The sequence below is a fragment of the Desulfovibrio sp. genome (assembly GCF_019424165.1).
In the GTDB taxonomy this organism is placed as follows: domain Bacteria; phylum Desulfobacterota; class Desulfovibrionia; order Desulfovibrionales; family Desulfovibrionaceae; genus Desulfovibrio.
The window spans coordinates 1-4,120 of sequence record NZ_JAHZAA010000063.1 but is presented as its reverse complement, the minus strand read 5'-3'; the positions used below and the strand labels follow the sequence as shown (position 1 = coordinate 4,120).

Annotated in this window: 7 protein-coding genes; 4 read left to right on the top strand and 3 right to left on the bottom strand. The window is 55.3% G+C overall.

The genetic code is table 11. The features are described from left to right. From QZ377_RS12465 to QZ377_RS12455, 3 genes are all read left to right on the top strand, one after another. The coding region (locus QZ377_RS12465) for a chemotaxis protein CheW (RefSeq protein WP_291441549.1) at positions 1 to 566 on the top strand (566 nt) is incomplete at its 5' end. Between the two features lie 207 nt (positions 567 to 773). Continuing rightward, positions 774 to 983 (top strand): 50S ribosomal protein L28, encoded by a 210-nt coding sequence (gene rpmB / locus QZ377_RS12460; RefSeq protein WP_291441547.1) that lies wholly within the window; start codon positions 774 to 776, stop codon positions 981 to 983. 360 nt (positions 984 to 1,343) lie between these two features. Further along, a complete protein-coding gene (locus QZ377_RS12455) occupies positions 1,344 to 2,018 on the top strand; it encodes a rhomboid family intramembrane serine protease (RefSeq protein ID WP_291441545.1) in 675 nt (224 codons plus the stop codon). Positions 2,019 to 2,302: 284 nt separating this feature from the next. Here the strand turns inward: QZ377_RS12455 and QZ377_RS12450 are convergent, their stop codons facing one another. From QZ377_RS12450 to QZ377_RS12440, 3 genes are all read right to left on the bottom strand, one after another. After that, on the bottom strand, positions 2,303 to 2,491 hold the full coding sequence (locus QZ377_RS12450) for a rubredoxin (RefSeq protein ID WP_291441543.1): 189 nt from the start codon (positions 2,489 to 2,491) through the stop codon (positions 2,303 to 2,305). Positions 2,492 to 2,517: 26 nt separating this feature from the next. Then, complete coding sequence (locus tag QZ377_RS12445) at positions 2,518 to 3,057, bottom strand: bacterioferritin (RefSeq protein ID WP_291441541.1); 540 nt, start codon at positions 3,055 to 3,057, stop codon at positions 2,518 to 2,520. A gap of 273 nt (positions 3,058 to 3,330) precedes the next feature. Beyond that, on the bottom strand, positions 3,331 to 3,741 hold the full coding sequence (locus tag QZ377_RS12440; protein WP_291441539.1) for a transcriptional repressor: 411 nt from the start codon (positions 3,739 to 3,741) through the stop codon (positions 3,331 to 3,333). Between the two features lie 140 nt (positions 3,742 to 3,881). On the opposite strand from QZ377_RS12440, the gene QZ377_RS12435 reads away from it, so the two are divergent. Next, positions 3,882 to 4,120, top strand: a 239-nt coding sequence (locus QZ377_RS12435) for a hypothetical protein (protein ID WP_291441538.1), incomplete at its 3' end; no start/stop codon positions are given.

Genomic DNA, 4,120 nt, shown 5'->3' with positions numbered 1-4,120 from the left:
GTACCAACATCAAGAACCTCAAAGGCAGCGTCAGCACCTATTCTGAAGTGGGCAAAGGCACACGCTTTACCCTGAGCCTGCCCCTGACGCTGGCTATCATTGATGCGCTTATGGTCAATGTTTCCGGTCAGATGTACGCCATCCCCCTGGATGCCGTGTCGGAAACTACCAAGATTGAAGCCCACCGCCTCACCGATGTGAAGGGCCGCAAGGCTGTCACCCTGCGCGGCGAAGTGCTTGGTGTAGTGGAAATGGCCGAAATGCTCGGCCTGCCCCGCACAGCTCCCCTGCCGGACGTGCTCTCGGTGGTGGTCATACACGACAATGACCGCCGACTGGGCCTTGTGGTAGACCGCCTGCTTGAACGCCAGGAAATAGTCATCAAGCCCCTCGGTGCCTATCTTGGCGACCTCAAGGGCATCTCTGGCGCAACTATTATGGGCGACGGCTCTGTCATTCTTATTCTTGATCCGCATGAAATCTATCTTATGGCCACTTCAAAGGCCGTATCTATGGGTCCCGCGGGAGAAGGCAAACCGGCGACCACGCCTGCGGGCAGAATCTGATATTTTTGCAGACGTCAGCCCGCCTGGCCTGATGCGGGTTGATGTCTGTTTTGTTTTGAGAAAAAATCTTGCCTTTTGATGCTGCATCAGCTATAGGACTTCTTCGCGCGGTTACGCCCTCATTACACGCTGTACATCTTCCGGCGCTGGGCTTTATTTTTGCCGCATTGTGAAGTGAACTGTTTTTTTGCATATACGGAGGATAGTATGAGCAAGGAATGCATTTTCTGCGGCAAAAAGCCCCAGGTTGGTAACCTCGTTAGCCATTCCAATATCAAGACCAAGCGTCGCTTCAACCCCAACCTCCAGCGTGTGCGTCACCAGTTTGGCGACGGCAGTGTGCGGACTCTTACTGTGTGCACCCGTTGCCTGCGCTCTGGTGTTGTGACCAAACCCCTGGTGCGTAAGCAGGGTTAATCAGCAGTCGCTTTGAGCTCAAGGCCCCGCAGTCTCTGTTGGGGCCTTTTTTGCTATATGCGCTCTCCCTACCACAGCAATCAGCCCGTCACCAGCGGGCGCTGGCTTATTCGCAGAAGGCCCAACAACCTGTCACGGTACTGGCGCAATATCAGCCGGGCTGGCGGGGCGGATAGCTATACGCGTTTTCGCGACAGCCTCCTGGTGCTTAATGCCAGGAATATTCCGCACTAAACCATTTCCCTGTCCGGCAGGGAGCATATTTACGTACCTCCGCTGCTGGAAGGCGTCGCCCTGGCAGAACTGGCTGAATTTTCTGCCGAGAGCCATAAAGCTGCTCCCCCCCCCGCACCGTTGCGCGTGTATCGGCACAGCGCCCTTGCCGCCCTTTTTTTGCTGCCCCTGCTCGTCTGGCATGGTTGGCGCGTGGGCTGGTGGTCGGCCCCGCTCTTTCTGCCTCCGCCGGACACCTGGGGTCCCGCAGGCATGCTGGACAATGTGCTGGTGCGCATTTACGACCAATACTACCGACTGGCCACTGCGCTTACCCTGCACGTAAGCCTGACGCATGTGTGGGGCAACGTGGCCTTTGGCGCGCTCTTTCTTTCCCTGCTTGCCAGGCTCACCGGCATAGGCAGAGCGCTATGGCTCACTGTGGCAGGGGGAATAGCAGGCAATGCCCTTACCGTACTGCTGCGCCCACGGGCTGTTACCAGTATGGGATTTTCCACAGCCCTCTTCGCCGCAGTGGGCGCGCTGGCAGGCTTTATGGCCATGCATTCCGGCCAGCGCCGCAAGGCGGCCCTGCCTGTGGCCGCAGGCGTCGCCATACTGGCAATGCTTGGCACTGAAGGGGAAAATACTGACTATGCCGCTCATATAGCCGGGCTGTGCGGCGGCCTTGCTCTGGGGGCCTGGGAAGCGTGGCGGACGCAAAAGCTCTGGCCCGCCCTGCCCCAGATACCGGCAGGCGTGCTGGCCGCAGCACTGCTTGTTGGCGCATGGTACTGGGCTTTTGCGATATTGCCAGTATAACATGCCCTAACTCGAACATCTTCACTTTCAAATGCTTGCTTGTTGGTGAAGCAAGTTCGCCTTGCAATATTTGGTGGCGGGATTTTTATAAAAACCACGCGGGGCGGATAACGATTTTTAAGAGCTACCCGTTCCAGTCGCAGCCTTGAGCCAAAACAAACGCATCCCATCAAAGAATATTACCAAACGCGCTCTATACTACCGGGAGTCAATAACAAAGCCCCGGCCAAAGGCCGGGGCTTTGTTATTGACTCATTGTCTTCGCCTGCTAAGCGTGAAGCGGTTTATGCTTCATCACTCAAACGGCGAAAACTTTTTTTACCCGCACCACAGACCGGGCAACGCCAGTCTTCGGGCAGGTCTTCAAACTTGGTTCCCGCAGGAACCTTATGGCGCTTGTCGCCACGGTCGGGATCATACACATAGCCACAGTTTACCATCTGGCAACGCCACATGTCTTGCGGTTCAGCCATGATGCCTCCCTATTGTTTTCCGGCAACTATTCAGCAGCCGGAGTAGCAGTAACAAAGCCCTTGCTGGCAGTTCCTGTGGACGAAGGCGTACCGGCAATCTTTGCCAGATACGTGTCACCCAGGTTTTTAATGTGGCTGCCAATATTTTCGTAATAGGTCAGGTGGGCCTGTTCTTCTTCAATGATGCGCTCAAAAAGACGGGCAGTGACGATATCGCCCTGTTCCTTACAGACCTTGATGTACTGGCTGTACGCCTCGATGGTGGCGTCTTCCTGATCCGCATCACTTTCGTAGATAACGGGTACGGCCTGCCCGGTGACCACCTTGCCTTCTTTCTGGGTGGTAGGTTCGCCGCCCAGCTCTTTGATGCGTTCTGCGAAGTTTTCCGCATGGCGCATTTCGTCGATGGCAATAAGCTTCATGTTGGCGGCAAGCTCACCATAGTCCATGTCATCCAGGCTATAGTGCTGGTTCATGTATTGGTGGATGGCGTGCAGCTCCATGGCGCGAGCCTTGTTGAGAACCTCGATGACCTTGGCCTTGCGGTCTTCTCTATTTCCAGCCATTCTGAAACTCCTTGTGTTATAGAGTACCAGAGATTTATAAACGTATTTGCGTAAACACTCAAGCCTGGGCATTTCAGTAATACCTGGGCAAAGGCGCTCAAAAAACAGGTTGCCGGACCGGCCTGCCGCAAGAAACTACCGGCAGAATACGCCCGAGGCTCTTTTGCACGCGCCAGACTGCCCGTGCTTGAGACGGCCGGGCGCACCAGTCCTTGAGCCTCCCCAGACCGGAAAACCCCATATTGCTATCGTTGAGAAGGCAATCTACTGAATCTACTGAATGTCGCTGCGCACTCGCCCGGCACAAGCACTGCAAATGCCGTCATACTCGATGCGCGAACTCAGCACAGAAGAAAAACCTTCCACGTTCATGCCGGCCACGGAAGGGGCCTCATGCATATCCATCACGTCACCAATGCGGCCGCACTGAATGCAGCGCACATGCTGGTGACGCGAGATATCGCCGTCAAACCGCTTGGTCGATCCGGCAGCCTCAAGACGGCGAATTTCGCCGCTATCGGCCAGAAAGTCCAGGTTGCGGTAAACGGTGCCAAGGCTGATGCGGGGCAGGCGTTCGCGCACGATGCTGTAAAGCTCATCCGCAGTGGGATGGGTTTTGGTCTTGCGCAACTCTTCCAAAATTACCGCGCGTTGGCGGGTCATTCTTGTTTGAACTTGGGCCATATCAGTCTCCATATGATAGTAAAAATTACTGTTACCGAAGGATGCTGTCAAGCCCAAATTCAACCAGGAGGCTAAAATATATGCTGCCTGGGGCTTATACCAGCAGAACGGCCGAATCCGGGGCTCACCGGGTAGTGCCAGTGCTTTCCCCCGATCATCAAACGGCATTGCTGCTATTCCAAACCGGAAAGCATGAAACTTCGGCTGCTGGTCAAGACACACAGCCGGAAGGCCTTGCCTCCACAATACAGCAGCCCAGTCCGAATTTCGTATCGGATAAGGGCTGCTGTCGGAATATCTCCAAATTCAGCGCTGCTGTTGCAAGGGCCGTTTTCGACTGCGGTTGTCCTTCATTTGCCGCAAATGGTCTCTATTTTCC

Excerpts from the sequence above, each read along its gene's own strand:
- QZ377_RS12450 (WP_291441543.1), bottom strand. The coding sequence starts at position 2,491 with ATGGCTGAACCGCAAGACATGTGGCGTTGCCAGATGGTAAACTGTGGC.
- QZ377_RS12440 (WP_291441539.1), bottom strand. The coding sequence starts at position 3,741 with ATGGCCCAAGTTCAAACAAGAATGACCCGCCAACGCGCGGTAATTTTG.
- rpmB (WP_291441547.1), top strand. The coding sequence starts at position 774 with ATGAGCAAGGAATGCATTTTCTGCGGCAAAAAGCCCCAGGTTGGTAAC.
- QZ377_RS12445 (WP_291441541.1), bottom strand. The coding sequence starts at position 3,057 with ATGGCTGGAAATAGAGAAGACCGCAAGGCCAAGGTCATCGAGGTTCTC.